The organism is Burkholderia dolosa, assembly GCF_902499135.1.
In the GTDB taxonomy this organism is placed as follows: Bacteria; Pseudomonadota; Gammaproteobacteria; order Burkholderiales; family Burkholderiaceae; genus Burkholderia; species Burkholderia dolosa.
Window position 1 is genome coordinate 13,816 of sequence record NZ_CABVPR010000012.1, and the last position, 23,473, is coordinate 37,288.

At 67.2% G+C, this 23,473-nt stretch carries 23 protein-coding genes, 1 other RNA gene and 1 riboswitch; of the genes, 12 read left to right on the forward strand and 12 right to left on the reverse strand.

The window, feature by feature from the left end; all coding sequences use genetic code 11:
• Positions 1–30: 30 nt before the first annotated feature.
• A complete protein-coding gene (locus BUB20358_RS07840) occupies positions 31–1,944 on the reverse strand; it encodes a TonB-dependent receptor domain-containing protein (protein ID WP_035971873.1) in 1,914 nt (637 codons plus the stop codon).
• A gap of 64 nt (positions 1,945–2,008) precedes the next feature.
• Positions 2,009–2,260: riboswitch (cobalamin riboswitch) on the reverse strand.
• Between the two features lie 154 nt (positions 2,261–2,414).
• On the opposite strand from BUB20358_RS07840, the gene BUB20358_RS07845 reads away from it, so the two are divergent.
• The 5 genes from BUB20358_RS07845 (at position 2,415) to BUB20358_RS07865 (ending at position 4,793) form a co-directional block, all read left to right on the forward strand.
• Entirely contained in the window at positions 2,415–2,765 is a 351-nt protein-coding gene (locus tag BUB20358_RS07845) for a hypothetical protein (protein ID WP_006763653.1), read from the forward strand.
• Positions 2,762–3,076, forward strand: a complete 315-nt coding sequence (locus BUB20358_RS07850; RefSeq protein ID WP_006763652.1) for a cell division protein ZapA — start codon at positions 2,762–2,764, stop codon at positions 3,074–3,076. The genes BUB20358_RS07845 and BUB20358_RS07850 overlap by 4 nt, the downstream gene beginning before the upstream one ends.
• An 81-nt stretch (positions 3,077–3,157) precedes the next feature.
• Positions 3,158–3,339, forward strand: a non-coding RNA gene (gene ssrS / locus BUB20358_RS07855) — 6S RNA.
• Positions 3,340–3,410: 71 nt separating this feature from the next.
• Positions 3,411–3,872, forward strand: coding sequence for an EVE domain-containing protein (locus BUB20358_RS07860; protein ID WP_006763651.1), 462 nt, complete (start codon positions 3,411–3,413; stop codon positions 3,870–3,872).
• A 180-nt stretch (positions 3,873–4,052) separates the two neighbouring features.
• Entirely contained in the window at positions 4,053–4,793 is a 741-nt protein-coding gene (locus tag BUB20358_RS07865; RefSeq protein ID WP_006763650.1) for an SIMPL domain-containing protein, read from the forward strand.
• Between the two features lie 139 nt (positions 4,794–4,932).
• Here the strand turns inward: BUB20358_RS07865 and lgt are convergent, their stop codons facing one another.
• Together lgt and BUB20358_RS07875 are read right to left on the reverse strand one after the other, a co-directional pair.
• Positions 4,933–5,829, reverse strand: coding sequence for a prolipoprotein diacylglyceryl transferase (lgt, locus tag BUB20358_RS07870; protein ID WP_035971872.1), 897 nt, complete (start codon positions 5,827–5,829; stop codon positions 4,933–4,935).
• 89 nt (positions 5,830–5,918) lie between these two features.
• On the reverse strand, positions 5,919–6,836 hold the full coding sequence (locus BUB20358_RS07875; protein WP_006763648.1) for a LysR family transcriptional regulator: 918 nt from the start codon (positions 6,834–6,836) through the stop codon (positions 5,919–5,921).
• A gap of 134 nt (positions 6,837–6,970) precedes the next feature.
• Between BUB20358_RS07875 and ilvD the strand changes: the two genes are divergently transcribed.
• Both ilvD and BUB20358_RS07885 read left to right on the forward strand, forming a co-directional pair.
• Complete coding sequence (gene ilvD, locus BUB20358_RS07880) at positions 6,971–8,644, forward strand: dihydroxy-acid dehydratase (RefSeq protein WP_006763647.1); 1,674 nt, start codon at positions 6,971–6,973, stop codon at positions 8,642–8,644.
• 125 nt (positions 8,645–8,769) lie between these two features.
• Entirely contained in the window at positions 8,770–9,093 is a 324-nt protein-coding gene (locus tag BUB20358_RS07885; RefSeq protein ID WP_035971870.1) for a c-type cytochrome, read from the forward strand.
• A gap of 55 nt (positions 9,094–9,148) precedes the next feature.
• On the opposite strand, the gene BUB20358_RS07890 is transcribed toward BUB20358_RS07885, so the two are convergent.
• From BUB20358_RS07890 to BUB20358_RS07900, 3 genes are read right to left on the reverse strand one after another with little or no spacing between them, the layout of a single operon-like run.
• A complete protein-coding gene (locus BUB20358_RS07890) occupies positions 9,149–9,982 on the reverse strand; it encodes a DUF2486 family protein (protein ID WP_035971869.1) in 834 nt (277 codons plus the stop codon).
• A 25-nt stretch (positions 9,983–10,007) separates the two neighbouring features.
• On the reverse strand, positions 10,008–10,424 hold the full coding sequence (locus BUB20358_RS07895) for a DNA polymerase III subunit chi (RefSeq protein ID WP_006763644.1): 417 nt from the start codon (positions 10,422–10,424) through the stop codon (positions 10,008–10,010).
• Between the two features lie 34 nt (positions 10,425–10,458).
• On the reverse strand, positions 10,459–11,970 hold the full coding sequence (locus BUB20358_RS07900) for a leucyl aminopeptidase (RefSeq protein ID WP_006763643.1): 1,512 nt from the start codon (positions 11,968–11,970) through the stop codon (positions 10,459–10,461).
• 122 nt (positions 11,971–12,092) lie between these two features.
• Here BUB20358_RS07900 and lptF point away from each other — a divergent pair, with 122 nt between their 5' ends.
• The 3 genes from lptF to BUB20358_RS07915 are packed head-to-tail and all read left to right on the forward strand — an operon-like array spanning position 12,093 to position 14,754.
• Positions 12,093–13,187, forward strand: coding sequence for an LPS export ABC transporter permease LptF (gene lptF / locus BUB20358_RS07905; RefSeq protein ID WP_006763642.1), 1,095 nt, complete (start codon positions 12,093–12,095; stop codon positions 13,185–13,187).
• Positions 13,188–13,190: 3 nt separating this feature from the next.
• Positions 13,191–14,339, forward strand: coding sequence for an LPS export ABC transporter permease LptG (lptG, locus tag BUB20358_RS07910; RefSeq protein WP_006763641.1), 1,149 nt, complete (start codon positions 13,191–13,193; stop codon positions 14,337–14,339).
• A gap of 25 nt (positions 14,340–14,364) precedes the next feature.
• The gene (locus BUB20358_RS07915) at positions 14,365–14,754 is read left to right on the forward strand and encodes a sirohydrochlorin chelatase (RefSeq protein ID WP_006763640.1); all 390 of its coding nucleotides are present in this window, start codon (positions 14,365–14,367) and stop codon (positions 14,752–14,754) included.
• Positions 14,755–14,856: 102 nt separating this feature from the next.
• Here the strand turns inward: BUB20358_RS07915 and cobA are convergent, their stop codons facing one another.
• The 6 genes from cobA to BUB20358_RS07945 all read right to left on the reverse strand — a co-directional run bounded on the left by cobA (position 14,857) and on the right by BUB20358_RS07945 (position 21,050).
• Entirely contained in the window at positions 14,857–15,609 is a 753-nt protein-coding gene (cobA, locus tag BUB20358_RS07920) for a uroporphyrinogen-III C-methyltransferase (RefSeq protein ID WP_006763639.1), read from the reverse strand.
• A 69-nt stretch (positions 15,610–15,678) separates the two neighbouring features.
• Positions 15,679–16,995 carry a sulfate adenylyltransferase subunit 1 gene (locus BUB20358_RS07925; protein WP_006763638.1) on the reverse strand — a complete coding sequence of 439 codons (1,317 nt, stop codon included), beginning with the start codon at positions 16,993–16,995 and terminating at the stop codon, positions 15,679–15,681.
• A 22-nt stretch (positions 16,996–17,017) separates the two neighbouring features.
• Positions 17,018–17,980, reverse strand: a complete 963-nt coding sequence (cysD, locus tag BUB20358_RS07930) for a sulfate adenylyltransferase subunit CysD (RefSeq protein ID WP_006763637.1) — start codon at positions 17,978–17,980, stop codon at positions 17,018–17,020.
• Positions 17,981–18,059: 79 nt separating this feature from the next.
• Positions 18,060–18,806, reverse strand: coding sequence for a phosphoadenylyl-sulfate reductase (locus BUB20358_RS07935; RefSeq protein WP_006763636.1), 747 nt, complete (start codon positions 18,804–18,806; stop codon positions 18,060–18,062).
• On the reverse strand, positions 18,803–19,345 hold the full coding sequence (locus BUB20358_RS07940; protein WP_006763635.1) for a DUF934 domain-containing protein: 543 nt from the start codon (positions 19,343–19,345) through the stop codon (positions 18,803–18,805). Before BUB20358_RS07940 ends, BUB20358_RS07935 begins: the two co-directional genes overlap by 4 nt.
• A 25-nt stretch (positions 19,346–19,370) precedes the next feature.
• Complete coding sequence (locus BUB20358_RS07945) at positions 19,371–21,050, reverse strand: nitrite/sulfite reductase (protein WP_006763634.1); 1,680 nt, start codon at positions 21,048–21,050, stop codon at positions 19,371–19,373.
• Positions 21,051–21,265: 215 nt separating this feature from the next.
• On the opposite strand from BUB20358_RS07945, the gene BUB20358_RS07950 reads away from it, so the two are divergent.
• Complete coding sequence (locus BUB20358_RS07950; RefSeq protein ID WP_006763633.1) at positions 21,266–22,207, forward strand: CysB family HTH-type transcriptional regulator; 942 nt, start codon at positions 21,266–21,268, stop codon at positions 22,205–22,207.
• A gap of 64 nt (positions 22,208–22,271) precedes the next feature.
• The gene (locus BUB20358_RS07955; protein WP_006763632.1) at positions 22,272–23,429 is read left to right on the forward strand and encodes an ABC transporter substrate-binding protein; all 1,158 of its coding nucleotides are present in this window, start codon (positions 22,272–22,274) and stop codon (positions 23,427–23,429) included.
• Positions 23,430–23,473 lie beyond the last annotated feature (44 nt).

A 23,473-nucleotide genomic window follows, 5' to 3' on the forward strand; every position in this document is an offset into this window, starting at 1 on the left:
GATGTCGTGCACGCTGCGCGGCACGCCCGCTTACCGCTGTTGCCAGCCGAGCGTGACATAGGCGCCGCGCTTCGGCGTGTTGTAGGCATACGCAAGCTCGTAGTCCTTGTCGAACAGGTTGTCGATGCGCGCGCTGACGTACCACGACTTCGTGATGTCGTAGCGTGCGGACAGATTGACGATTCCGTAGCCGCCGAGCCGCTCGCCGCCCGCATCGGTCCGCGCGCCGCTCACGAGCCATTCGCCGCCGACGCGCCAGCCGCCGAACGGCCGGCTCACGGCCATCGACGCGAAACGGCGCGCACGGCGGTCGAGATCCCGATTCTGCGTTTCGTCGATCGGATTCTGCAGCGTCGCGGCGACGCGCACGTCCGTCGCGCCGACGTGCCCCTGCCACGATCCTTCGAGCCCCTGCACCTTCGCGCGGCCGACGTTCTGCGCAATATAGTAGAAGCTGCGCGCGTCGGGCCGATAGTCGATCAGGTTCGAGTAGCGCGTCTGGAACGCGGTCACGCGCACGACGCCGACGGCATCCGACGCATATTGCAGCGCGGCTTCGACCGAATGGCTGCGCTCGGGCAGGATCGACGGATTGCCGGCCATCGGGTAATAGAGATCGTTGAAGGTCGGCGCGCGAAACGCGTCGGAATAGCTCGCGGTCACCTTCCAGCGATCGGTCAGGTCGATACCGTAGCCGACATAGTACGAGTTGGCGCCGCCGAAATCCGAGTACTGGTCGCGCCGCACGCTCGCCTGGAACTGCTGGCGGCCGACGCGCCCCGCATAGCGGAGCCAGCCCGAATTCACGTGGCGCTGCGGCGCCGAATACACGTTCGACATGAACTGCTGATCGAGCCGTTCGTAGCCGGCCTGCACGCGATGGTCCGGCGCGATGCGGAAATCGTTCTGCCACGTGTACTGACGGTTGTCGGTGTTGAAGTGGTCCGTATAGACGCCGTTCAACGCCGACTGGCTGCGATCGTTGCCGGTCGCGACGCTCACGTGCGAGGTCCACCAGTCGGTCAGCTTGCCGTTCGCGAACGCACGCACCTGCTGCACGCGCGAATAGAGATTGTTCACGTCGGTCGGCGCGCCCCATGCGTTGTCGTAGCTGTTGTTGCCGTTCGACTGGAAATAGCTGACGCCCGCATCCCAGCGATCGTTGAAGCGATGACGCAGCGCGGCCGTGATGCTCTCGTTCAGATAGCCGTTCGCATTCGGGTTCGCGTTCGGCTTGCGTGCCGGATCGAGCGCGGAAAAACCGTTGTCCTTCTCGCGCGCGATCGACACGCTGAACGTCGTGTTGCCGTCGCCGTCGAGCCTGCCCGACACGCCGGCCTGCTGCGTCTGCGTGCCGTAGCTGCCGATGCCGACCGAGAAATTGAAGCGCGGCGGATGGTTGCCGCCGTCTTTCGTGAACACCTGCACGACGCCGCCGATCGCACCCGAGCCGTACAGCGACGACACGTTGCCGTTCACGACCTCGACACGCTCGATCTGGTCCAGCGGCAACTGGCTCAGCTGCGCGGTGCCGAGGCTCGCGGAGTCGACGCGCACGCCGTCGATCAGCACGAGCGATTGCGTCGACTGCGCACCGCGCAAGAACATCGTCGTATTCGCGCCGGGGCCGCCGTTGCGCACGATCTGCGCGCCGGGCGCGAACGCGAGCAGCGTCGCCAGATCGGCGCCCGGATGCGCGGCGATGTCCTGCGCGTCGAACACGGTGGTTTGCGGAATCGCGTCGGCCAGCGCCTGCGGCGCGCGCTGCGCGGTGACGACGACCGGTTCGAGCGGCGGCGCGTCGACCGTCTGCACGGCGGACGCACCAGGTGTCGCCGCGCGCGCGGAAGTGGCGGAATCGGATTGCGCCGCGGTCTGCGCAACGGCGGCAAGCGGCAATCCGCAGAGCGCGCCGAGCGCCGCGCGGACGATTGGGGTCAGCATCGAAGAAATTTCCGTGAAGCACTGCGCGCCCCGCTTCCCCGCAGGCCGCGCGTCACGAAGCCCGCACGGGCTTCCCGCCTCGGCCGGTATCCGGGCTGGCGGCGTACCGGCTCGCCTTCCCGCGCGATTCGCGCAGTGGCCCGCACCCGCGTGCGAAGCATGCATGCGGATGCGCCCGAGCCGGCCTGCGTTCGAACACGCGGCCGCTTACCGTTGCGGGGGCAGCGCAGGTTGGCGACCTCGTGGCGGAGCCCGCGCCCTGCTTCCCGTTTAACCGCGCGTATGACGCGCGAGCACCGAGGCGGCGCCAGTTTAGGAGCGGGCTGCGCGAGCGTCAAGGAACGCGCGGGCCGAACGCGCGATACGCACATTCGCGGCAAGAAGCAGGGGTGTTACGACTGGAAACGTTACAGATGTCGGAATGCGCGTTATTCCGCGCTAAAATGCTGGGTCTTTAGAGGACGCAGCAGATGCTCAACGAACTCGAAACCCTATCTCAGAACATTGGCCGTCTGATTTCGCTGAACAAGCGCTATCACTCGGAACGGCTCGCGCTCGAGGAGCAGGTCGCGCAACTGCGCGCGGAAGCGGACACGGTCCGCGCGGAACTCGCGCAGCTGCGTGACGAACGCAATGCACTGGCGGCCGAGCGCGACACGCTGTCGGCGAAGATTGACGACGCGCAGGTCAAGCTGAACGCGATCCTCGAAAAGCTGCCGCGCACGAAGAGCGTCGAGCAAGCCGACAACCAGCTCGACCTGCTCGATGCGCAGGCCGGCACCGGTAGCGACGACGCGGCCAGCCACGGAGAACACGCATGAGCACGAAGCAGATCGAAGTCTCGATTCTCGGCCAGCCGTACCGGCTCGCCTGTTCTGCAGAGACCGAAGCGGCGCTGCTCGAGGCCGTCGCCCGCGTCGACGCGGAAATGTCGAAAATCCGCGCGAACAGCTCGGTGCGCGGCACCGATCGCATCGCGGTGATGGCCGCGCTGTCGCTCGCATCGGAATTGCTGCGACTGCAAACGAGCGTGCGGCACGGTGAAGCATTTCCGGCCGAAGAAATCCGTCGTACAATGCGCCAGATGAACGAACAGCTCGGCGCAGTGCTCGCACAGCACGGAGCGCAGTAAGGTTCGAATCGATGCGTCGATTCCGCTTGATCTCGACGATCAACGGTGTTCAAATTGGCGCAACGAAACACAGTTCAGTCAGCTTCCCTGCCTGGTTCGCCAAGGTCATATATTCCTTGAACCAATGCCATGTGCACGGTTGCGGAAATTTGTAGCACGGGCGCGCGCGTCACTCTGTCTGATGTACCCGAAGTGCTGCTAACTGCGACCAATTCTGAACCTCAGGTTCAGGATGCCGGCCTAGCGGCCAAGGCGGGGGCCTATTCAACGGCATCGGGCGCGTCCCGATGCCGTTTCCTTTTGTAGCAGCCTCTTTCTGCGTCGATCACAATCCATGCAATATTGGCTGATGAAGTCCGAACCGGACGAAGCGAGCATCGACGATCTCGCGAACGCACCGCAACGCACGTTGCCCTGGACCGGCGTGCGCAACTATCAGGCGCGCAATTTCATGCGCGACACGATGAAGATCGGCGACGGCGTGCTGTTCTATCACTCGAGCTGTCCCGAGCCCGGCATCGCCGGCCTCGCCGAAGTCGCGTCGACGCCCTATCCCGATCCCACGCAGTTCGATCCGAAAAGCCCGTACTACGATCCGAAATCGACGCAGGAAGCGCCGCGCTGGCTGCTCGTCGACGTGCGCTTCGTGAAGAAGTCGCCGCTCGTGCCGCTCGCCGCGCTGCGCGAGCACGACGAACTCGCGGACATGCGCGTGCTCGCGCGCGGCAACCGGCTGTCGATCACGCCCGTCACGCGTGCCGAATGGCGCTTCATCACCGAAAAGCTGATGAAGTAGCCGCGCCAAACGTCAAATCCCGTCAAACGCGCGCCGTCTCCACGGAACTCGCCGCAGCTTCGCGCGGCCTAAGCAACCGCTGTCGGCGCGAGCGCGCCGGCAGCCGTTTTTTCGTCGCGCGGCACGCCCGCGTCGCGTACGCACGAATCGCGTGCGCGCCCTCGCACAAGGAGTCCAACAATGACCAAGAAATCCGCACTCGCGCTGTCGCTCGTTCTGGCCGCCGCCGTTCCCGTCGCACTGACGCTCGCGTCGCCGGCCGCGCACGCGCAGGCCGCGAATCCGCACTTTCCGGAGCCGGCCGGCGTGCTGTCGCTGTCCGCGCAGGCGAGCGCCGACGTACCGCAGGACATCATCCACATCACGCTGTTCTACGAGCAGCAGGCGAAGGATCCGGGCAGCCTGACCGCCGCGCTGAACCAGCGCGCCGATGCGGCGCTCGCGCAGGCGAAGGGCGTATCGGGCGTCACCGCGCACACCGGCGCGTTCTCCGTGTATCCGAGCACCGATCGCGACGGGAAGATCTCCGCATGGCGCGGGCGGACGGAAGTCGTGCTCGAATCGCGCGATTTCGCCGCGGCATCGAAGCTCGCGGGGCAGCTGTCGAACCAGATGCAGATCGCGAACGTCGAGTTCTCGCTGTCGCCCGAAGCGCAGCGCACGGCCGAGCAGAAGCTGACGACCGAAGCGATCAAGTCGTTCCGCGCACGCGCGGACGAGGCCGCGAAAGCGTTCGGCTACAGCAGCTATTCGATTCGCGACGTAAACGTCGGCGGCGGCCGCAACGTGCAGCCGTATCCGCGGATGATGGCGATGGCGGCCGCGCCGATGGACAGCGCGAAGATGAGCGCGCCGATCTCGGTCGAAGGCGGCAAGGCGACCGTGTCGGTCACCGTCAACGGCTCGGTGCAGATGAAGTAACGCGCAGCGTCTGCACGACGAGGGCCGCTCGTCGGCGGCCGATACGAAAACGCCGGCCCGCGGGCCGGCGTTTTTCATTCGAACGAATGCGACGTATTGCACTCATGCATGCGCACGCGCATCCATCATCGTCGGCAGATCACGCGGTCGCGTTCGCGTTCGCCGCGCGGCGGCGATACGCCCACACCATCAACGCGACACCGGCCACGATCATCGGCAGCGACAGCCACTGCCCCATCGACAGCCCGAGCGCGAGCAGCCCGAGGAAGTCGTCCGGCTCGCGTGCGAACTCGACGGTGAAGCGCGCGAGACCGTAGCCGATCAGGAACAGCGCGGACACCGCACCCATCGGCCGCGACTTGCGCGAGAAGAAGAACAGCACGAAGAACAGCACGATGCCCTCGAGCGCGATTTCGTAGAGCTGCGAAGGATGGCGCGGCAGCATCTGGTACTGCATGAACACGTCGGCAAGATGCCACTTCTCGACGAGTTCCGGATGCTTCGGCAGCCATGCGGCATCGTCCCGCATCGCGCCGGGGAACAGCATCGCCCACGGCGCGGACGGATCGGTCACGCGGCCCCACAGCTCGCCGTTGATGAAGTTGCCGAGCCGCCCCGCCGCGAGCCCGGTCGGCACCATCGGCGCGACGAAATCGGTGACCTGCAGCCAATGGCGCTTGCGCTGCCATGCGAACAGCATCATCGCGAGCGTCACGCCGAGAAACCCGCCGTGAAACGACATCCCGCCTTCCCATACCTTGAACACGTCGAGCGGGTGCGAGAAATAGAAGTCGGCCTTGTAGAACAGCACGTAGCCGAGCCGGCCGCCGAGCACGGTGCCGAGCACGCCGTAGAACATCATGTCGTCGATGTCCTTCGCGGTCCATCCCTGCGCGGCGACGTGCGGCAGCTTCAGGCGGAGCCGGCCGATGACGATCGCCGCGATGAAGCCGACGAGATACATGAGGCCGTACCAGCGCACGGCCAGCGGCCCGAGATGGATCGCAACGGGGTCGAAATTCGGGTGAATGATCATGGGTTAGCGGTGAAGTTTTCGAATGCGGCACGGCGCGCGCAGAGACGCCGGACCGCGCATTGGACGACGCCGGTGCGCGATCGTTCGCGTCATGCGTCGAGCGCCGCCTGCGCGCGTACGACGTCGATGAAGCCCGCGAGCACGGGACTCACGTCGCCCGTGCGCCACACGAGACCTGTTTCGACGACCGGTGCGGCGCCGGCCAGCGGCCGATAGACGACGCCGGTGCGCCGCAGGTTACGCAGCGATTGCGGCACCAGTGCGACGCCCATGCCGGCCGATACGAGACTGACGATCGTCTGCATCTGGATCGCTTCCTGGCCGATGCGCGGGGTTTCCCCCGCCGCGCCGTAGCAGCCCGTAATGATGTCATAAAAGCCGGGCGCCAAACGGCGCGGGAAGATCACGAGCGGCAGCGCGGCGACGTCCGCCAGATGCACGGGCTCGTCTTCGCCCGCGTCGGAAGCGGCGGCCGGCATCGCGACGACGAGCGGCTCGCGCACCACCGGCAGATACGACAGCCCGGCCGCGTGTCGCGGCGGCACCGGCGGTATCACGAGCCCCGCGTCGATGCGGCCGGCCACCAGTTCGTCGATCTGCACGTCGCTGGTCGCCTCGGCAAGCTGCAGACGCACCTGCGGAAAGCGCGCACCGAACGCGCGCAGCAGCGACGGCAGCAGCCCGTAGTCGGCGGTCGATACGAATGCGAGCGACAGCGAGCCGGCCTCGCCGCGCGCAAGCCGCCGCGCGAGCGGCGGCAGCGCATCGGCCGCGGCGAGCAGCCGGCGCACGTCGGGCAGCAGCGCGGCGCCGACCGCCGTCAGCGCGACCGAACGCTTCGTCCGTACGAACAGCGCAACGCCGAGCGTGTCCTCCAGCGCCCGGATCGCCTGCGACAGCGGCGGCTGCGTCATCGCCAGCCGCTCCGCGGCGCGGCCGAAATGGCGCTCGTCGGCAACGGTCGCGAAATAGCGCCATTGGCGCAGGTCGGGCGTCGGATCGGCCATGCTCCACTCATTCGAAAAACGACTTAATAAGCGTTGAATAATATATTGGACATCCGAAAGTCGAAACTTCATTCTTGTCGCATTCGAACCGGCGCGCCGCTGCACGCGCCGCCCACACGACCACGGAGTCCCCCATGCCCTACAACCGCCGCTCGAAGCACATCACGCAAGGCGTCGCGCGTTCGCCGAACCGCTCGATGTATTACGCGCTCGGCTATCAGAAGGACGATTTCGACAAGCCGATGATCGGCATCGCGAACGGCCACTCGACGATCACACCGTGCAACGCGGGCCTGCAACGGCTGTCCGACGCCGCGGTGGCCGCCGTCAAGGCCGCCGGCGCGAATCCGCAGATCTTCGGCACGCCGACGATTTCCGACGGCATGTCGATGGGCACCGAAGGGATGAAATATTCGCTGGTGTCGCGCGAAGTGATCGCCGACTGCATCGAGACCTGCGTGCAGGGCCAGTGGATGGACGGCGTCGTGGTGGTCGGCGGCTGCGACAAGAACATGCCGGGCGGCATGATCGCGCTCGCGCGGCTGAACGTGCCGGGCATCTACGTGTACGGCGGCACGATCCGGCCCGGCCACTGGAAAGGCCACGACCTGACGATCGTGTCGGCGTTCGAGGCGGTCGGCGAGTTCACCGCGGGCCGGATGACGCAGGAGGATTTCGACGGGATCGAGAAGAACGCGTGCCCGACGTCCGGCTCGTGCGGCGGCATGTACACCGCGAATACGATGAGCTCGTCGTTCGAGGCGCTCGGAATGTCGCTGATGTATTCGTCGACGATGGCGAACCCGGATCAGGAAAAGGTCGATTCGGCGGCCGAATCGGCGCGGGTGCTCGTCGAAGCCGTGAAGCGCGACCTGAAGCCGCGCGACATCATCACGAAGGAATCGATCGAGAACGCGGTGTCGCTGATCATGGCGACCGGCGGATCGACCAATGCGGTCCTGCACTATCTGGCGATCGCGCATGCGGCCGAGGTCGACTGGACGATCGACGACTTCGAGCGCATCCGCAAGCGCGTGCCGGTGATCTGCGACCTGAAGCCGTCGGGCCGCTACGTCGCGACCGATCTGCACCAGGCCGGCGGCATCCCGCAGGTGCTGAAGATCCTGCTCGATGCGGGGCTGCTGCACGGCGACTGCATGACGATCACCGGCCGCACGCTCGCCGACGAGCTGAAGGACGTGCCGGCCGCGCCGCGCGCGGATCAGCAGGTGATTTTCCCGATCGACCGCGCGCTGTACGCCGAAGGCCATCTCGCGATCCTGAAGGGCAATCTCGCGGAGGACGGCGCGGTCGCGAAGATCACCGGCCTGAAGAACCCGGTGATCACCGGCCCCGCACGCGTGTTCGACGACGAGCAGAGCGCGATGGACGCGATCCTCGGCGACCGGATCCGCGCCGGCGACGTGCTCGTGCTGCGCTACCTCGGCCCGCAGGGCGGCCCGGGGATGCCGGAGATGCTCGCGCCGACGTCGGCGATCATCGGCAAGGGGCTCGGCGAGTCGGTCGGCTTCATCACCGACGGCCGCTTCTCGGGCGGCACGTGGGGGATGGTCGTCGGCCACGTCGCGCCGGAGGCGTTCGTCGGCGGCACGATCGCGCTCGTCCAGGAGGGCGACTCGATCACGATCGACGCGCACCGGCTGCTGCTGCAGCTGAACGTCGACGACGCGGAACTCGCGCGCCGGCGCGCCGCGTGGAAGCCGCCCGCGCCGCGCTACACGCGCGGCGTGCTCGCGAAATACGCGGCGCTCGCGCGGCCGGCGAACCAGGGCGCCGTCACCGGCTGACGCGCGCCGTCGCGCGATGCGACCCCGTCGCGGGCAAGCGCGCCGGAACGCGCAAAACGTGCGTTCCCTTTGCTCTTATAATGCGCGGACCGTGAAGCCGGCCGTTCGTGCCGGCGGAGAACCGCATGAAACAAACGATATTGCACGCGCTGCTCGCGACGCTGCTTGCCGGCGTCATGGCCGCCGCACACGCGCAGGCCGACGGGCTCGCGCTCGCGCAACGCAAGAACTGCATGGCGTGCCATGCGGTCGGCAAGCCGCTGATGGGTCCGTCGTTCCACGACATCGCCGGCCGATACGCGAGCCGCCCGGACGCCGCCGATTACCTCGCGCAATCGATCGTCAAAGGCAGCGTCGGCGTGTGGGGCAGCGTGCCGATGCCGGCGAATACGCAGCTGACGGGCGCCGAAGCCCGTACGCTCGCGCAATGGGTGCTGTCGCTGCGATGAATCGTCGCGTGCGCGACGCACGCCAGCCGTCGCGCCGGCTGCCGCACGTCGCCGTTCAGCCCAGGCGGCCGGCGCCGCGACGCGCGATCTCTTCTTCGATCGCGTCGCGAACCCACTCCATCACTTCCGTTTCGAGCGTCAGCGCGACCTCGCGCGTGATCTGGCCGACGAGCCAGGCCGAATGCTCGTGCAGCGCATCGCGGCAGCGGGCCTCGATCGCGTCGCGCCCTTCCCCGGTCAGATAGTTCGCGAGCCGATTGCGCAAGCGCTCGGCGATGTGCTGCGCGTCTTCCGGCGTCAGCACGGCGGCCGTTTCCGGCGCGACCGGTGCCGGCGCTCGTGGAGTCGGGCCGTCGTCCGACGCGTGAGCGGCCGGTACGGACGCGCCGGTCGCAGCGGCGACGACCGCATCGGGGTCGCGCACCGCCGCTTCGGCGGCCGGGCCGCCGATGCCGGGTGCAGGCGCGGGTACGACGGCCGTTGCGCCGAAAACCTCCGCCGCCGAATCGCCGCCCGCCAACGACGACGGAAGCGGCGCGGTCATCGCCGGTGCGTCGTCGGCAACGACGCGCTGCGCCGCGCCGGGCTCCGCGGGCGCGTCGGTATCGCGCATGGCCGCCGCCGTGTCGCCCGGCAGTTCGACTGCCGGCACGTGCGGCGTCGGCACCGGCTCGACGACGACCGAATCGGCGCCGGTGCCAGCGCCGGCGTCGTGCGAGGCGGCCGACGCCGCACGCTCGCGGCCGGGCGCGATCATGTCGGTGAGTACCGGAATGGCAGCGGCGTCATGCGGCTGCGGATCGGCCGCGGACGAGCGCGCCGGCACCGGTTTGCCCGGCACCAGCACGTCGGTCAGCGTCGGGATCGAGGATGATTCGGCTTGTGTCACGGGAAGGCTCCGTCGACGGTTTCGGCTAGCTGCCCTGCTTGTAGTTGTTCAGCGCGTACCCGCGGTCGCGGTAGAAGCGGTAGCGATCGCGGCCCGCGGCGAGTTCGTCCGGATCGTTGCCGACCACTTCCAGCAGCCGTTCGAAGCGCGCGAACTGCGCGGGCACGGCCGCGCCGAGATTCAGCAGCACGCGATGATGCGGCGACTTGTCGAGATCGGCGGTCAGCACGATCGGCGTGCTGGCCGCATGCGCGCTGTCGACGCCGCAGTGCGGAATGAAATCGAGCGGCGAGAACGTCCAGAGCCGCTCGTCGAGCGCGCGCAGCCGCGCGGGCTCGGCGACCACGACGACCGGCTGCCCGGCCTGGTAGGCCTTGCGCAGCAGCCGGCACGCATACGCGAGCGAATCGCCGACGTTCGAATGGAAATCGATCCGCGTCATCGCGCGCGCACCCGCATCGTCGTCAGCTGCGCCATTACTGGCCGGCGCGATCGATCAGGAACTGCGTGAGCAGCGGCACCGGACGGCCGGTCGCGCCCTTCGCGGCACCGCTCTTCCACGCGGTGCCCGCGATGTCGAGGTGCGCCCACGGATAGTTCTCGGTGAAGCGCGACAGGAAGCACGCGGCGGTCACGCTGCCGGCCGGCCGCCCGCCGATGTTCGCGAGATCCGCGAAATTCGACTTCAGCTGATCCTGGTATTCGTCGTCGAGCGGCAGACGCCACGCCGGGTCGTTCGCCTCGCGCGACGCGTCGAGCAGTTCGCCCGCGAGCGCGTCGTCCTTAGAGAACAGCCCGCTGTTGTGATGGCCGAGCGCGATGATGCACGCGCCGGTCAGCGTCGCGATGTCGATCACCGCCGCCGGCTTGAAGCGCTCCGCATACGTGAGCGCGTCGCACAGGATCAGGCGGCCTTCGGCGTCGGTGTTCAGCACTTCGATCGTCAGCCCCTTCATGCTCGTGACGATGTCGCCGGGCTTCGTCGCGTTGCCGGCCGGCATGTTCTCGCAGGTCGGGATGATGCCGACGACGTTCAGCTTCAGCCCCATCTCGGCGACCGCACGGATCGTGCCGAGCACCGAACCCGCGCCGCACATGTCGTACTTCATCTCGTCCATGCCTTCGCCCGGCTTCAGCGAGATGCCGCCCGTGTCGAACGTGATGCCCTTGCCGACCAGCACGATCGGCGCAGCCTTCGCGGCGGCGCCCTGATAGTGGAGCACGATGAACTGCGGCGGCTCGACCGATGCGCGCGCGACCGACAGGAACGACCCCATCTTCAGCGCCTGGATCTGCTTGAGGCCCAGCACTTCGGCCTTCAGGCCCCAATCCTTCGCGAGCTGCTTCGCGGTGTTGCCCAGATAGGTCGGCGTGCAGACGTTGCCCGGCAGGTTGCCGAGATCGCGCGTGAGATCCATCCCGTTCGCGAGCGCGACCGCCTGCTTCGCCGCGAGCTTGGCCGCCTTCTCGTCGGCCGGATCGACGCTGAACACGACGCGCTTGAGCGTATGCGAAGCCGGTTCCGGCTTGCTCTTCATCTGCGTGAAGCGGTACGTTTCGTTGCGCAGCGCGAGAATCGCCGCGCGCACGCCCCAGTCCGAGCCGCGCTCGTCGACCGGCAGTTGCGCGAGCGTGAACGTGACCTGCACGACCTTCGTCGCGAGCAGCGCGCGCCACGCGGCGGTTGCCGCGTCGTTATAGGCTTTCTGGTTGAAAGCATCCTGCTTGCCGAGGCCGACCAGCAGCACGCGCGACGCGCCGATGCCCGACACCTCGGGCAGGAACAGCGTCTTGCCGCGCTTGCCGTCCATGTCGCCGGCCTTCACCACGCGAGAAATCAGCCCCTTCGTGGCCGTGTCGATGTCGAGCGCCGCACCCGATAGCGTCTGCGCCTCGAAGATGCCGAGCACGATGCAGTCGGACTTCCCGGTCAGGAACCCCTTCGCCTCGCCTTTGCTCCAATCACAGCCTTTTATGCTAAAGTCCATCGCGCTTGTCCTCGGATAAAATCTGGGCTAAGGATGAAAGCCGCAATTATCCGCTATTTTTCCCGTGGCGGCGCGAGCGCCCCACCACGCGTGCGCAGCCTCCCGCCCTCTTCTCATCAAGAATGATCTTCGAACGCTCCCTCCAGCGCGAGCTTGCGTATACGGCTGGCGCCGTGTTCATGGTGCTGCTCACGATCATGCTCACGACGATGATGATCCGCATCGTCGGTTATGCCGCGTCCGGCGAAGTCGATCCGAAGGACGTGCTCGTGCTGATCGGCCTCACCGTGATCGGCTATCTCGCCGTGATGCTCGTCGTCACGCTGTTCGTATCGATCCTGTTCGTGCTGACCCGCTGGTACCGGGACTCCGAAATGGTGGTCTGGCTCGCGTCCGGCGTGAGCCTCACGCGGCTCATCAAGCCGATCGGCGTGTTCGCGACGCCGATCATCGTGCTGATCGCGTTCTTCGCATTCGTCGGCTGGCCGTGGTCGAACCAGCAGAGCAAGATGATCAAGGCACGCTTTCAGCAGCGCGACGAGATCTCGCTGCTCGCGCCGGGCCAGTTCCGCGAGTCGGCCGCGAACCACCGCGTGTTCTTCATCGAGAAGATGACGCCCGACCAGAGCAAGGTGCAGAACGTGTTCGTCACGTCCACCGAGAACGGCAAGGTGAACGTCGTCGTGTCGCAGACGGGCCATACGGAAACGTCGAAGGACGGCGACCGCTTCGTCGTGCTCGAAGACGGCCGCCGCTACGACGGCACGCCCGGCCAGCCGAACTTCAAGATCATGGAATTCGAGCGCTACGGCGTGAAGATCACGAGCAAGCCGATCGTCAACGTACCGACGACCAGCGGCACGCCGACGCTCGAGTTGCTGCGCAATCCGACGCGCGACAACCTCGCGGAATTCGCGTGGCGCGCGGGGCTGCCGCTGATCGCGATCAACCTGATGGTGCTCGGCATTCCGCTCGCGTATCAGAACCCGCGCCGCAGCCGCACGATCAACCTCGTGATGGCCGTGCTGATCTACCTCACGTATTCGAACCTGCTGAACGTCGTGCAGGCGCAGATCGAGCAGGGCAAGATGTCGTTCGGCGTCGGGCTCGTCGGGCTGCACGTGATCGTCGCGGCGATCGTCGCGTTCATCTTCTGGTTGCGCGTACGCAATCGTCCGCTATTCACACGCGCGCTGTTCGGCCGCTCGGGAGCATGATCGATGCGGCTTTATGAAAAATACTTCGCGCGGCAGATCTACGTCACGTTCGTCTTCATCCTGTTCGCGTTCTCGGGCCTGTTCTTCTTCTTCGACCTGATCAGCGAACTGAATTCGGTCGGGCACGGCAACTACAAGTTCGGCTATGCGGTGCTGCGCGTCGCGCTGCAGACGCCGTCGCGCTTCTACGAGATCATCCCGGTCGCGACGCTGATCAGCGCGATCTACGTGTTCGCGCAGATGGCCGCGAACTCGGAGTTCACGATCTTCCGCGTGTCGGGCCTCGCGACGAACCAGGCGCTGCGCTCGCTGCTGAAGATCGGCGTGCCGCTCGTGATCGTCACCTATCTGATCGGCGAATTCGTCGGCCCGTATGCGGACCAGCTGTCCGAACGCGTGCGGCTGCAGGCGCTCGGCGCGTCGGTATCGTCGAACTTCCAGTCGGGCGTGTGGGTGAAGGACACGCTCGCCGCGCGCGAGAACGGCGAGCACGTGACGCGCTTCGTCAACGTCGGCAGCCCGTCGCCGGACTCGACGATCAGCAACGTGCGCATCTACGAGTTCGACTCGAAATTCCAGCTGCGCAACGTGCGAATCGCGCAGAGCGGCCGCTACGAGCCGCCCGGCCACTGGCTGCTGACCGGCGTGACCGAGACGGAGCTGACGCCGATCAAGCCGGTCGCCGGTCAGCCGGCCGATGCGCTGAGTCCGGTGTACCGGTCGCAGCAGGTGACGCTGCCCGAATACCGGCTGCGTTCGGACCTGACGCCGCAGATCCTGTCAGTGCTGCTCGTGTCACCGGAACGCATGTCGATCGTCAACCTGTTCCGCTACATCCAGCATCTGCGCGAAAACCAGCAGGACACGCAGCGCTACGACATCGCGCTGTGGCGCAAGCTGCTGTACCCGTTCGCGGTGTTCGTGATGCTCGTGCTGTCGCTGCCGTTCGCGTATCTGCATACGCGCGCCGGCGTGGTCGGCGTGAAGGTGTTCGGCGGCATCATGCTCGGGATGAGCTTCCAGCTGCTGAACACGCTGTTCTCGCACATCGGCACGCTGAACACGTGGCCCGCGCCGCTCACCGCCGCGACGCCGGGCCTCATCTATCTCGCGCTCGGCCTGTTCGCGCTGAAGTGGGTCGACCGCCACTGAGCGCGGCCACGACGGAGGCTTCGACATGAGTACGCAAGGCATCGTCCTGTTCGGCCACGGCGCACGCGATCCGCGCTGGGCCGAGCCTTTCGAGCGGCTCGCGGAGCGCCTGCGCGGCGCCGGCGCACCGGCGCCGCTCGTGTCCGTCGCGTTCCTCGAGCTGATGACGCCGTCGCTCGACGCCGCCGTCGCATCGCAGGTCGCGGCCGGCTGCACGCGGATCACGATCGTCCCGGTGTTCTTCGGTCAGGGCGGGCATGTGCGGCGCGATCTGCCGCAGCTCGTCGATGCGTGCCGCGCCGCGCATCCGGGCATCGAGATTCGCTGCGCGACGGCCGTCGGCGAAGACGATCGCGTGCTCGATGCGATCGCGCGTTATTGCCTGGACCAGATCGGACACGACGCGCAGGCGTAGTTGACGGGCCCCCCGAAACGAAAAAAGCGCCGGCATCTCGATGCCGGCGCTTTTCTTTTTACGGCGTCCGTCGCGAATCAGCGTCGGTTCGGTCGCATCGGCTCACGCCGCATTCCTGAACGCGCGGTGCGCTTTTCCGTGCTGCGCGTCGCGCTGCGCGAACGCGTCGCCGATCATCAGCAAGCTCGGCTCCGCCGGGTCGAGCCACGCCTGCGCGTCGCCCGCCGCCATCTGCGCGAGCGTCAGCGTCAGCGTGCGCTCGCGCGCGGTGCTGCACGCTTCGACGATCGCGACCGGCGTCGTCGGCGCACGGCCGGCGTCGATCAGTTCCTGCGCGATGCCGGGCGCGCTGTCGCGGCCCATGTAGTAGACGATCGAATCGGCGCGCGCGGCCTCGCGAATCTCCGCGCTGCCCGGCGCGCGGCTGTGCGTCGCGAACGCTACGCTGCGCGCGACGCCGCGCAGCGTCAGCGAGCGCTTCAGCGTCGCCGCACCGGCCAGCGCCGCGGTGATCCCCGGCACGACCTCGTAGTCGATGCCGGCTGCCTCGAGCGCGCGCATTTCCTCTTCCGCGCGGCCGAACAGCATCGGATCGCCGCCCTTCAGCCGCACGACGCAGGCGTGCTCGCGCGCCGCGTCGACGATCTGCTTGTTGATGAAGTGCTGCGCCGTCGAGCGCTGCCCGCAGCGCTTGCCGACCGCGATGCGGCGCGCGTTCGGCGCGTAGTCGAGCATCGCGGGCTCGACGAGCGCGTCGTGCAGCACGACGTCGGCCGCGGCGAGCAGCCGCGCGCCGCGCACCGTGATGAGGTCCGCTGCGCCCGGCCCTGCTCCGATCAGATACACCTTGCCCATATTCGTCGCTTCGCTTTCCTGCGGACGACGGCGGCCGGCATGCGCGCCGCTTGCGCGGCGCACCGCCGGTTACGCCGAAAACGCCCGGATCATCCCTGCGGCGACCGTGTGATGGGTCGCCTCGTCGATCAGCACGAACGCGCCGGTGCCCGGATGCGCGTCGTACGTGTCGCACACGATCGGCTTTTGCAGCGTCAGCGCGACGCGGCCGATGTCGTTCATCTTCAGGTCCTGACGGTCGGTCGCGTGCGACAGCGTATGCACGTCGAGCACCTCCTTGACCGCGCCGATCTTCGCGAACACCGTGCTCGTGGTCTGCTTCAGCAGATACTTGCGCTGCGGCGACAGCGGCACGTCGTCGAACCAGCACAGGTCGGCCTCGAGCTTCTTCGCGGGCGCGACCGGCTCGGCAGCCGTCACGAACATGTCGCCGCGCGACACGTCGACGTCCTCGCCGAGGCGGATCGTCACCGTCTGGCCCGCGAACGCGTGCGCGACGGCCGCGGTGCCGCCCGGCACCGGCGCGATGATCTCGGCGACCGTCGCGGTGCGATTCGACGGCAGCACGACGATCGCGTCGCCCACCTTCACTTCGCCCGATTCGATCCGGCCCATGTAGCCGCGGAAGTCGTCGGCCGAGCTGCCGTCCTGGCGTGCGACCCACTGCACCGGAAAGCGCAGCGCGTCGTGCGCCTGCGTCGCGACCGGCAGCGATTCGAGCACGTCGAGCAGCGGCTCGCCCGCGTACCACGGCATGCGCTCGCTCGCGCCGACGATGTTGTCGCCCTTGAGCGCCGACACCGGCACGAAGCGCACGTCGGTCAGGCCGAGCTGCTTCGCGAGCGCGACGTATGCGTCGCGGATCTCGTTGAAGCGCGCTTCGCTGTAGTCGACGAGGTCCATCTTGTTGATCGCGACGATCACGTGCTGCAGCGCGAGCAGCTTCACGATCGCGCTGTGGCGCTTGGTCTGCGGCAGCAGTTCGGCGACGCCGTTCTCGACAGTCACGCGCGTCGCGTCGATCAGGATGATCGCCGCGTGCGCGGTCGACGCGCCGGTGACCATGTTGCGCGTGTACTGCTCGTGCCCCGGCGTGTCGGCGATGATGAACTTGCGCTTCGCGGTCGCGAAGTAGCGGTACGCGACGTCGATCGTGATCCCCTGCTCGCGCTCGGCCTCGAGACCGTCGGTCAGCAGCGCGAGGTCGAGTTCGTCGCCGACCGTGCGCTTGTTCTTCGCACGCGACAGCGCGGACAGCTGGTCGGACAGCACGGCCTTGCTGTCGTACAGCAGGCGGCCGATCAGCGTGCTCTTGCCGTCGTCGACGCTGCCTGCGGTGATGAAGCGCAGCACGCCGAGGTCTTCGGTGTTCTCGATGATGCTCATGATGTGAATGTCCTCGTGTGCTTCAGAAATAACCCTGCTTCTTGCGCTGCTCCATCGCGGCTTCCGACGTCTGGTCGTCCATCCGCGTCGCGCCGCGCTCGGTGATTTCGGTCACGGCCGTCTCGGCGATGATCTTCTCGACGTCGTCCGCGTCGCTCTCGACCGGGCACGTGCACGAGATGTCGCCGACCGTGCGGAAGCGCACCTGCGCGATCTCGCTCGTCTCGCCTTCGCGCATCGGCGTGAGCGGCGTGACCGGCACGAGCAGCCCGTTGCGGCGGACGATCTCGCGGCGATGCGCGTAGTAGATCGACGGCAGCTCGAGGTTCTCGCGCGCGATGTACTGCCACACGTCGAGCTCGGTCCAGTTCGAGATCGGGAACACGCGCAGATGCTCGCCGTTGTGCAGGCGCGCGTTGTACAGGCTCCACAGCTCGGGGCGCTGCGCCTTCGGATCCCACTGGCCGAATTCGTCGCGGAACGAGAAGATGCGCTCCTTCGCGCGCGCCTTCTCCTCGTCGCGGCGCGCGCCGCCGATCATCGCGGTGAAGCCGTGCGCGTCGATCGTCTCGAGCAGCGTGACGGCCTGCGCGGCGTTGCGCGAATCGGTCTCGCGGCGCAGCACGACGGTGCCGCGCTTGATCGAATCCTCGACGTGGCCGACGATCAGCTCGGCGCCGATCTCTTTCGCGCGGCGATCGCGGAAGTCGATCACTTCGTCGTAGTTGTGGCCCGTATCGATGTGCACGAGCGGGAACGGCAGCGTCGTCTTGCGGTTCGCGCCGAGCCCGAACGCCTTCAGCGCGAGATGCAGCACGACGACCGAATCCTTGCCGCCGGAGAACAGCAGCGCCGGCTTGCTGCATTCGGCGACCAGCTCGCGCAGGATGTGGATCGACTCGGCCTCGAGCCAGTCGAGATGGCCCATGCGGCTGTCGGCGCCGGTGGGCGGGGCAAAGGCGGATTGCTCGAGCGTCGTGCTCATGGTTTCGGTCCTTCTCTTCCGGGTTCGTGCCGCCCGCTGTCGCAGGCGGCGCAAGATTCAGTTTTCGTCGGCGACGCGTTCAGTGCGCGGCGCCTGTATCGGCCGTCGCGGGCAGCGGCGTGATCGCGATGTGCAGCCCGCACTCCTTCGTATCACGCGATTCCCACCACCAGCGGCCCGCGCGGCTGTCTTCGCCGGGACGGATCGCCCGCGTACACGGCTCGCAGCCGATGCTCGGGTAGCCGCGCGCGTGCAGCGGATTCACCGGCACGCCGAACGCGTCGAGATACGCCCATACGTCGCTTTCGGTCCAGTCCGCGAGCGGATTGTATTTGGCGATACCGCGCGCTTCGTCGTGCTCTTCCTCGTGCAGCTCCGCACGCGTGACCGACTGCTCGCGGCGCTGGCCCGTGACCCACGCGTCGACGCCGGCGAGCGCACGGTTCAGCGGCTCCACCTTGCGGATGTGGCAGCACGACTTGCGCAGCTCGACGCTCTCGTAGAACGCGTTCAGCCCGTGCTCGGCGACGTAGCGGTCGACCGCGTCCTGCTGCGGATGGAACTGCTCGATCTCGTAGCCGTAGCGTTCGCGCACGCGGTCGATCATCCCGAGCGTCTCCGCATGCAGGCGGCCGGTGTTCAGCGAGAAGATGCCGATCGCGACACCGTTCGACAGGATCGCGTGCGTGAGCAGCATGTCCTCGGCAGCGAGGCTGCTCGCGAGCTTCACGTTCGGATGGCGCGCGGCGATCTGCGCGAGCAGCGCGTCGAGGCGCTCGACCTTCGCGGCGAGTTCCGGCGTCAGTGCGGCGGTCGCGGCGCTCATGCGCTCACCTTCGCGTCCGGCGTCGCCGCGCGGCGGCGGAACAGCGGCGCCGGCTCGTCGAACGCGCCCTGGTAGCGCTGCGTGAACTCGCCGAATGCGTTCAGCGCGTCGTGGATGTCCTTGTCCGCGCGCACCGCGAACGCGTCGAAGCCGCAGCGCGACATGTACAGCAGCTGGTCGCGCAGCACGTCGCCGATCGCGCGCAGCTCGCCGGTCCAGCCGTAGCGCTCGCGCAGCAGCCGCGCGATGCTGTAGCCGCGGCCGTCCGCGAAGCGCGGGAAATCGACGGCGATCAGCGAGATCGCGCCGAAATCGGCCGCGAGATCCGCCGGCTCGCTGTCCGGCGCGAGCCACACGCCGAGCTCGTCCTTCGTCTTCGCGGCCACCAGCGCCGCGCGCTCGGCCTGCCACAGCGCGAACGGCACCAGCACCTTGCCGGCCGGCAATGCGTCGACCGCGGGCAGCGCACCGTCTTGCGCCGCGCGCACGACCTGCCATGCGTCGTCGATCACTGCGCGGTTCTTGATAATCGAAGCCATCTGCAAATTCCTTCTACCCGGTTGGTTACGCGTTCACCGTCTGGCGCGCCGCATACACGCGCTCCTTGAACGGCGCGATGCCGATGCGATCGTACGTGTCGATGAAGCGCTCGCCGTCGACGCGCGAATCGACATATGTGTCGATCAGCTTCGCGATCACGTCCGGCACTTCGTCGGCGGAGAACGACGGGCCGATCACGCGGCCCAGGCGCGCGCCGTTGTGGCCCGTGCCCTGCTCGCCGCCGAGCGACACCTGGTACCACTCCGAGCCGTCCTTGTCGACGCCGAGAATGCCGATGTTGCCGACGTGGTGGTGACCGCACGAGTTCATGCAGCCCGAGATGTTCAGCGACAGATCGCCGAGGTCGTACACGTAGTCGAGATCGTCGAAGCGCTGCTGGATCGCGAGCGCGATCGGAATCGACTTCGCATTCGCGAGCGAGCAGAAGTCGCCGCCCGGGCACGCGATGATGTCGGTCAGAAGGCCGATGTTCGGCGTCGCGAAACCGGCTGCCTTCGCCTTTTCCCACAGCGCGAACAGGTCGCGCTTCTTCACGTTCGCGAGAATCAGGTTCTGCTCGTGCGACACGCGCAGTTCGCCGAACGAATACGCGTCGGCCCAGTCGGCGACCTGCTCCATCTGCGTGTCGGTCGCATCGCCGGGCGCCGCGCGGTGGTCCTTCAGCGACAGCGTGACGGCCGCGTAGCCCGGCACCTTGTGCGGCGCGACGTTGCGCTCGACCCAGCGCGCGAACGCCTTGTTCTCGAGCAGATGCTGTTCGAACGACGCGTCGGTGTCCGGCAGCTTCTCGTAGACCGGCGGCTTGAAGAACTGCGACACGCGATCGACTTCGGCCTGCGTGAGCGTCGACGGGCCGTCCTTCAGGTGCTGCCATTCCTCTTCGACCTGCTGCGCGAACTTCGCCGGCGACAGCGCCTTCACGAGGATCTTGATGCGCGCCTTGTACAGGTTGTCGCGGCGGCCGTAACGGTTGTACACGCGCAGCACCGCTTCGCAGTACGTGAGCAGGTGCTGCCACGGCAGGTCTTCCTTGATCACCGCGCCGACGATCGGCGTGCGGCCGAGGCCGCCGCCCGCGAGGATGCTCGCGACCACGTCGCCTTGCGCGTTCTTCTTCAGGTACACACCGAGATCGTGGATCTGCACGGCCGCGCGATCGACCTTCGAGCCGGACACCGCGATCTTGAACTTGCGCGGCAGCCACGCGAATTCGGGATGGAACGTCGACCACTGGCGCAGGATCTCGGCCCACGGACGCGGATCGATCTCCTCGTCCTGCGCGACGCCCGCGAACTGGTCGGCGGTGATGTTGCGGATGCAGTTGCCCGACGTCTGGATCGCGTGCATCTGCACCGACGCGAGCTTCGCGAGGATCTCCGGCGTCTCCTCGAGCTTCACCCAGTTGAACTGGATGTTCGAGCGCGTCGAGAAGTGACCGTAGCCGCGGTCGTGCTCGCGTGCGATGCGCGCCAGCATCCGCAGCTGGTCGCTGCGCAGGTTGCCGTACGGAATCGCGATGCGGTGCATGTATGCGTGACGCTGCATGTACAGGCCGTTCTGCAGACGCAGCGGACGGAATTCGTCCTCGCTCAACTCGCCCGACAGGCGCCGGCGCACCTGATCGCGGTACTGCGCGACACGTTCGTCGACGATCGTCTGGTCGTACTGGTCGTACTGATACATTCGGGGACCCCAGGGTTTTCGTGTTGACCGCGCGACGTCCTAGCCACGTCGCGCCCGAATCTCCGTTCCGCCATCGCCGCCGGCCATCCGCTGCCGCGTGGATTGCTAATGACGAAAACAGATATCCATATTTGAAAAACTCCGGTGAATCGTAATAAACTCGCCTTATATTTCAAACGACTAAAAAATTCTGTTGATATGCGGAAGGGTTATAAATGAACCTGCACCAATTTCGCTTCGTGCGCGAGGCCGTCCGCCAGAATTTCAATCTCACCGAAGCCGCGAAGGCGCTGTACACGTCGCAGCCGGGCGTGTCGAAGGCGATCATCGAACTCGAGGACGAGCTGGGCGTCGAGATCTTCACGCGTCACGGCAAGCGCGTGCGGTCGCTGACCGAGCCGGGCCGGATCATCCTCGCGTCCGTCGAGCGGATTCTGCAGGAAGTCGAAAGCCTGAAAAGGGTCGGAAAGGACTACGCGGCGCAGGATCAGGGCAATCTGACGATCGCCGCGACCCACACCCAGGCGCGCTACTCGCTGCCGGCCGCGATCGCGGAGTTCAAGAAGCGCTTCCCGAAGGTGCATCTGTCGATCCTGCAGGGCAGCCCGACGCAGGTCGCCGAGATGGTGATCCACGATCAGGCGGACCTCGCGATCGCGACCGAGGCGATCGCCGACTACAAGGAACTCGTGTCGCTGCCCTGCTTCCAGTGGCACCACGCGGCCGTCGTGCCGGCCGACCATCCGCTGCTCGAGCGCAAGCCGCCGACGCTCGACGATCTCGCGCAATACCCGCTGATCACGTACGACGACGCGTTCGCCGGCCGGCGGAAGATCAATCATGCGTTCGCGCTGCGCGGCCTGTCGCCGGATATCGTGCTCGAGGCGATCGACGCCGACGTGATCAAGACCTACGTCGAGCTCGGGCTGGGCGTCGGAATCATGGCCGATATCGCGTTCAACCCGGAGCGCGACCGCAACCTGCGGCTGATTCCGGTCGGCCACCTGTTCGGCAGCAACGTGACGCGCGTCGCGCTCAAGCAGGGCGCGTATCTGCGCAGCTATGTGTATACGCTCGTCGAGCTGCTGTCGCCGACGCTGAACCGCAAGCTGATCGAACAGGCGCTCAAGGGCGAATCCGAATCGTACGAGCTTTGAGCCGCGTGTATAACGACAGGGGCGCATATCGCGCCCCTTTTTGCTGCCCGACGGAGATTCCCGCATGACGCTTCCCGCCCTGCTGCGCCGCGCCGCCGGCGCCGCCCTCGTGCTCGCGTGCGCGACCGCGCAGGCCGACCTGAAGGTCGGCGTCGACCTGTCGTCGACCGGCCCCGCCGCCGCGATCGGCATCACGAGCAAGAACGCGATCCTGATGTGGCCGAAGACGATCGCCGGGCAGCCGCTGCAGGTCACGGTGCTCGACGACGCGTCGGACCCGGGCACGGCCGTGCGCAATATCCGCAAGCTGGTCGACGAGGACCGCGTCGACGTCGTCGTCGGCCCGAACATCACGCCGGCCGCGCTCGCGGCGCTGGACGCGGTCGCCGCTGCACAGACGCCGATGATCACGCTGGTCGGTTCCGGCGCGATCGTCGAGCCGCAGGAAGGCGCACGAACGTGGGCGTTCAAGATGGCGCAGAGCGATCGCGCGATGGCCGACGTGATGACGCGCTACATGGCGAACCACGGCGTGAAGACGGTCGGCTTCATCGGCTTCGCGGACAGCTACGGCGACAGCTGGCTGAGCGAGTTCACGCGCTTCGCGGACCTGCGCAAGATCCGCGTGATCGCGACCGAGCGCTTCAACCGGACCGACGCGAGCGTCACCGGTCAGGCACTGAAGCTGATCGCCGCGAAGCCCGACGCGATCCTGATCGCCGGCTCCGGCACGCCGGCCGTGCTGCCGCAGCGCACGCTGATCGAGCGCGGCTACCGCGGCCCGATCTATCAGACGCACGGGATCGCCACGCCGGAATTCATCAAGCTCGGCGGCAAGGACGTGGACGGCACGCTGTTTCCGACGCAGCCGGTCGTCGTCGCGCGCACGCTGCCGGCCGATCATCCGGCCCGCAAGGCGGCGCTCGCGTTCGTCGACGCGTACGAAGCGAAATACGGGGCCGGCACGGTCACGCAATTCGCCGGCGACGCGGCGGGCGTCTACCCGCGCCTCGCCGATGCGGTCGGCCGTGCGCTGAAGTCCGCGCAGCCGGGCACGCCCGCGTTCCGCGCGGCGCTGCGGCGCGAGCTCGAACGCGCGCACGAGCTGGTCGTGCCGAACGGCGTCGTCAATACGAGCGACAAGGACCACGTGGGCCTCGACCAGCGCGCGAGCGTGATGGGAATCGTCAAGCAGGGCCGCTTCGTGTACCTGAGCCAGTAACGCGCGGCCGGGCGCCGCGCGGCTTGCCCGGTGCCCGGTTTTCG

Coding starts and splice junctions, on each gene's coding strand:
- BUB20358_RS07850 (WP_006763652.1), top strand. CDS start 2,762: ATGAGCACGAAGCAGATCGAAGTCTCGATTCTCGGCCAGCCGTACCGG.
- BUB20358_RS07955 (WP_006763632.1), top strand. CDS start 22,272: ATGACGCTTCCCGCCCTGCTGCGCCGCGCCGCCGGCGCCGCCCTCGTG.
- BUB20358_RS07840 (WP_035971873.1), bottom strand. CDS start 1,944: ATGCTGACCCCAATCGTCCGCGCGGCGCTCGGCGCGCTCTGCGGATTG.
- ilvD (WP_006763647.1), top strand. CDS start 6,971: ATGCCCTACAACCGCCGCTCGAAGCACATCACGCAAGGCGTCGCGCGT.
- lgt (WP_035971872.1), bottom strand. CDS start 5,829: ATGATCATTCACCCGAATTTCGACCCCGTTGCGATCCATCTCGGGCCG.
- BUB20358_RS07935 (WP_006763636.1), bottom strand. CDS start 18,806: ATGAGCGCCGCGACCGCCGCACTGACGCCGGAACTCGCCGCGAAGGTC.
- cysD (WP_006763637.1), bottom strand. CDS start 17,980: ATGAGCACGACGCTCGAGCAATCCGCCTTTGCCCCGCCCACCGGCGCC.
- BUB20358_RS07915 (WP_006763640.1), top strand. CDS start 14,365: ATGAGTACGCAAGGCATCGTCCTGTTCGGCCACGGCGCACGCGATCCG.
- BUB20358_RS07940 (WP_006763635.1), bottom strand. CDS start 19,345: ATGGCTTCGATTATCAAGAACCGCGCAGTGATCGACGACGCATGGCAG.
- BUB20358_RS07845 (WP_006763653.1), top strand. CDS start 2,415: ATGCTCAACGAACTCGAAACCCTATCTCAGAACATTGGCCGTCTGATT.
- BUB20358_RS07900 (WP_006763643.1), bottom strand. CDS start 11,970: ATGGACTTTAGCATAAAAGGCTGTGATTGGAGCAAAGGCGAGGCGAAG.
- lptG (WP_006763641.1), top strand. CDS start 13,191: ATGCGGCTTTATGAAAAATACTTCGCGCGGCAGATCTACGTCACGTTC.
- BUB20358_RS07925 (WP_006763638.1), bottom strand. CDS start 16,995: ATGAGCATCATCGAGAACACCGAAGACCTCGGCGTGCTGCGCTTCATC.
- BUB20358_RS07860 (WP_006763651.1), top strand. CDS start 3,411: ATGCAATATTGGCTGATGAAGTCCGAACCGGACGAAGCGAGCATCGAC.
- BUB20358_RS07875 (WP_006763648.1), bottom strand. CDS start 6,836: ATGGCCGATCCGACGCCCGACCTGCGCCAATGGCGCTATTTCGCGACC.
- BUB20358_RS07945 (WP_006763634.1), bottom strand. CDS start 21,050: ATGTATCAGTACGACCAGTACGACCAGACGATCGTCGACGAACGTGTC.
- BUB20358_RS07885 (WP_035971870.1), top strand. CDS start 8,770: ATGAAACAAACGATATTGCACGCGCTGCTCGCGACGCTGCTTGCCGGC.
- BUB20358_RS07950 (WP_006763633.1), top strand. CDS start 21,266: ATGAACCTGCACCAATTTCGCTTCGTGCGCGAGGCCGTCCGCCAGAAT.
- BUB20358_RS07865 (WP_006763650.1), top strand. CDS start 4,053: ATGACCAAGAAATCCGCACTCGCGCTGTCGCTCGTTCTGGCCGCCGCC.
- BUB20358_RS07895 (WP_006763644.1), bottom strand. CDS start 10,424: ATGACGCGGATCGATTTCCATTCGAACGTCGGCGATTCGCTCGCGTAT.
- cobA (WP_006763639.1), bottom strand. CDS start 15,609: ATGGGCAAGGTGTATCTGATCGGAGCAGGGCCGGGCGCAGCGGACCTC.
- lptF (WP_006763642.1), top strand. CDS start 12,093: ATGATCTTCGAACGCTCCCTCCAGCGCGAGCTTGCGTATACGGCTGGC.